General features: G+C 65.1%; 4 protein-coding genes. 1 reads left to right on the top strand and 3 read right to left on the bottom strand.

The genetic code is table 11. The features are described from left to right. The 3 genes from AC3XYG_RS35485 to AC3XYG_RS35475 all read right to left on the bottom strand — a co-directional run. Positions 1-310, bottom strand: a 310-nt coding sequence (locus AC3XYG_RS35485) for an ATP-binding cassette domain-containing protein (RefSeq protein WP_489144608.1), incomplete at its 3' end; no start/stop codon positions are given. Between the two features lie 29 nt (positions 311-339). Continuing rightward, entirely contained in the window at positions 340-2,085 is a 1,746-nt protein-coding gene (locus AC3XYG_RS35480) for an ABC transporter permease (RefSeq protein ID WP_489144607.1), read from the bottom strand. A gap of 8 nt (positions 2,086-2,093) precedes the next feature. Then, positions 2,094-3,245 carry an ABC transporter substrate-binding protein gene (locus AC3XYG_RS35475; RefSeq protein WP_489144606.1) on the bottom strand — a complete coding sequence of 384 codons (1,152 nt, stop codon included), beginning with the start codon at positions 3,243-3,245 and terminating at the stop codon, positions 2,094-2,096. A 140-nt stretch (positions 3,246-3,385) separates the two neighbouring features. Here AC3XYG_RS35475 and AC3XYG_RS35470 point away from each other — a divergent pair. Continuing rightward, on the top strand, positions 3,386-3,606 hold a 221-nt coding region (locus AC3XYG_RS35470; protein ID WP_489144605.1), incomplete at its 3' end, for a GntR family transcriptional regulator.

Here is a 3,606-nt window from a genome sequence, read left to right as displayed (position 1 = left end):
GACCGTAGGCGACATTCTCGAAGACGGTCATGTGGGGCCAGACGGCATAGGATTGAAACACCATGTTGATGCCGCGCTTCTCGGGCGGCACGTCTCGCCCGTCCGCCGCCACGACCTCGCCACCGATGCGGATCGTCCCCGCCGAGGAGCCTTCGAGGCCCGCGATGCACCGGAGGGTCGTGGTCTTGCCGCAGCCGCTCGGCCCGAGAAGCGAGACGAACTCCCCGTCCTCGACGGTGAAGGAGACGTTGCGCACTGCCGTGACGCTGCCATAGGCCACGACGAGATCTTCCACGCTGAGCTTGGCCATGATGCTCCTTCGATAATTCCGGGCGCCGGTCAGGCCGCCTGGGACAGCCGGACCCGCAGCGCGTATCGGCCGACGACGATCCCCACGACCAGGATCGCCGTCTGCAGCAGGCCGATGATCGCGGCGTTCTGCACGTTTCCGAATTCGAGATAGTCCCAGGACATCACCGACAGGACCTTGTTGCTCGGCGATGCCAGGAGGATTGCGGCACTGATCTCGCGGATCGAAAAGATGAAGACGAGGATCCAGGCCGAGAGAATTCCGGGCCGGATCAGCTTGAAAGTCACCTGTCGGGCCGTCCGCCAATGCGATGCGCCGCAGACCGCGGAGGCCTCCTCAAGCGACTTGTCGATCTGGATGATCGAGGTGTCGATCATGCGGTAGGCGAAGGGGATGTAGGAGGCGACGAAGGCGATGACCAGGATCCAGATCGTCCCGTAGGCCGGCGTCATCAGGTAGGTCCAGAAGATGCCGGTGCCGAAGACTATGCCGGGAACGGCGATCGGGAACATGGCGATGTAATCCAGGATGCCACTGCCACGGACATGCAGGCGCCGTACCGCATAGGCGATGGCGGTGCCGAGCAGGACGCAGAGCGTCGGCGCGATGAGCCCGACGAGCAGCGTGTTGCCGATCGATTGCCGCACCGCCACCGAGCCGGCCACCGACCAAAAATTCGCCAGCGTGAAGGTCGCGTCAAGAATGGAGGACGAGGTGAAGCTGGTGAACGCGACGTAGAAAAGGGCGAGATAGGGCAGGATGATCGCGAGGGTGACATAGACGAGGATCATCAGGATCGCCGCCAGCCGCCAGCCACGCAGCTTGACGAGGCGGGTGCTGTAGCCACGGGCGGTCACCGTGACGAAGCGCGTCGCGACCCTTGACGCGAAGCGGTAGAAAAAGACGCCGATCAGCGAGATCCAGGACAGCAGCGTGCCGATCGCAGCCGCCCTGGAATAGTCGAGCGGGAAGGTCGCGACCGCCCGATAGATGTCGACGGCTAGGAACGGCAACGTCTGCGTGCCCCCGAGGGCGGCCGGGATCGAGAAGGTGCCGCAGGTCAGGACGAAGACGAAGAAGAAGGCCGAGATGATCGACGGACGGACCACCGGAAAGGTGATCTTCAGCGCCGTCGCGAGCGTGCCCGCCCCGTTGAGATAGGATGCCTCCTCCATCGACGGGTCCATGCCCTTCAGCGCAGCCGAAACGGTCATGTAGGCGTAGGGCACGTTGTACAGCGCCATGATCAGGATCACCCCGCTGGCCGTCATGACGTTGATCATGGATCCGGTGACGCCGAGCAGATCTCGGGCGAGCACGTTCAGAAGGCCAGCATTCGGCGAGCCGAGAATGAGCCACGCCAACGCGCCGACGAACGGCGACAGGTAGAGGGGCGCAATGACCGCGTTCTCCATCACCCCCTTGGCGGGCAGATCGGTCCTGGCGAGCAGCCAGGCCAGGGCGATGCCGATGATGCAGGCGACCAGGGAGACCAGAAGCGATGCCCCGATGGTGACCGCGAGGATCTTGAGGTAGGGCAGCGTCGTGTAGACCAGTTCGAGACTGCGCAACGAGAATCGGGCCCGCGGGTCCACGAAGGTCCCGGTCCGCACCGCGCCGAAGAACATCAGCGCGATCGGGATCAGGACCAGCACGGCCATGAGGATGCCGAGCGACAGCGGAAGGGCAAATCCTCGCCGGCGCCGGCGCATCGAGGCGTAGCCGCCCGGACGGTCCTCGGTCTTCAGCGCGGTCGCGGTGGTGGACATGGTCATCGCACGCCTCAGCGACCGAAAATCTGGTTCCACTCGGCGATGATCGGCTTCGCCGGATCGACGTAGCCCGGGTCGCTCAGGTAATCGATGTAGAGCTCCTTGGGATCGGCATACCAATCCTCCCGGTACCAGTCGGCCTTCGCGGCCTTGCGGGGGTCGATGGTGTCGGCGCGGGCCGAGGCGACGCCGGCGACCGTGAACCAGGCGGCCTGCCCTTCCGCGCTGGCCGCCCAATCCTGGAACAGGCGGGCGGCGTTGGGATGGGGGGCCTTCGCCGAGATCGTCTGGACGGTCAGGTTGGCAGGCGTCGGGTCCGGGAAGATCCAGCGGATCGGCGCCCCCTTGAGGTATATGCCGCCCATATCACTCTGCGAGGCCTGGTCAACGATCGCATGCTCGCCTGCGGCGAGGCGGTCATACATCGGCGACTTGCTTTCGTAGACCTGCGGCCTCAGCGCCGCCATCTTCGCCACGAAGTCCGGCCCGAACTGGTCCCGCTTCCCGCCCAGGAACATGTAGACGTAGGAGTAGCTGCTGCCGCCGGATGCGGGGGTGCCGGTTGCGAAGCGGCCCGTCCAGCGCGGGTCGGTCAAGACGTTCCAGCCGCCCTCCCGGATCAGCTTGTCCTCCTCCTGCGTGACCTTGGTGGAGTTCCAGGCGATCCCCATGGCGTTCACGAAGATCGTGTACCAGACGCCGTCCTTTTTCATCTCCGGCCGGATGCCCGCGGCCGAGGGCGGGATGTAATCCGCCACCAGCCCCTCGTCATGGGCGGATTCGATCAGGATGGTGTCGGTGATCTGGACGACGTCGGCGATGTGCTGCCCGACCCGCTCTTCCGTCAGCCAGCGGTCGAACAGGGGGTAGCTGGGGCCCCGGACGTTCTGCGTCGTGATCTCGTAGTTGTCGCTGAAGACCTTCGTCCAGGCGGCGGTCGGGTCGATCGCGGTCGTGTGATAGTAGGTCAGGGTGCCCTCGGCCTTCGCCGCCGCCACCAGCCCGGCATCGGATGCCGCCGACGCGCTCTGCGCAAAACCTGCCCTGCCGAACGCTGTCATCCCGATCGCGCCCAGCCCGGCCAGTGCCCCGCCCTGCAGGATCCGTCGGCGCGACCAGGCTCCATTCGCACCGAAACGCAGGCGATCGTCGAAAGCGGCCATCTCGTCCTCCCAGACGGTTGAGGGTGCCTCAAGGGCATCTTCTCGTTTCGATTGATCCTACATTTGCGCAAATATATTTGCGCGTCAACGCCGAGCCGCGATATTCTCGACGCGATCAGGTTGGGCGGGTGACTGGCGCGATGGCCGTGCGGGAGAAGACTGTGGATCCGTGGACAAGTCCGGTTCTCGAGGCGCCGCTCAATGAGCCCACCTATCTCAGGGTCAAGCGCGCCATCATCGGGGATCTGGTGTCCGGGCAATTCGTCCCCGGAACCCATCTGACGATCGATGCCCTGACGTCGCGCTATGCCGTCAGCCACATGCCGATCCGCGAGGCGCTGCGGCAGCTCGAGGGCGAAGG

It is taken from the genome of Inquilinus sp., assembly GCF_057815775.1.
The sequence above is the reverse complement of the archived record's forward strand: the minus strand, read 5'-3'. Positions and strand labels throughout refer to the sequence as shown.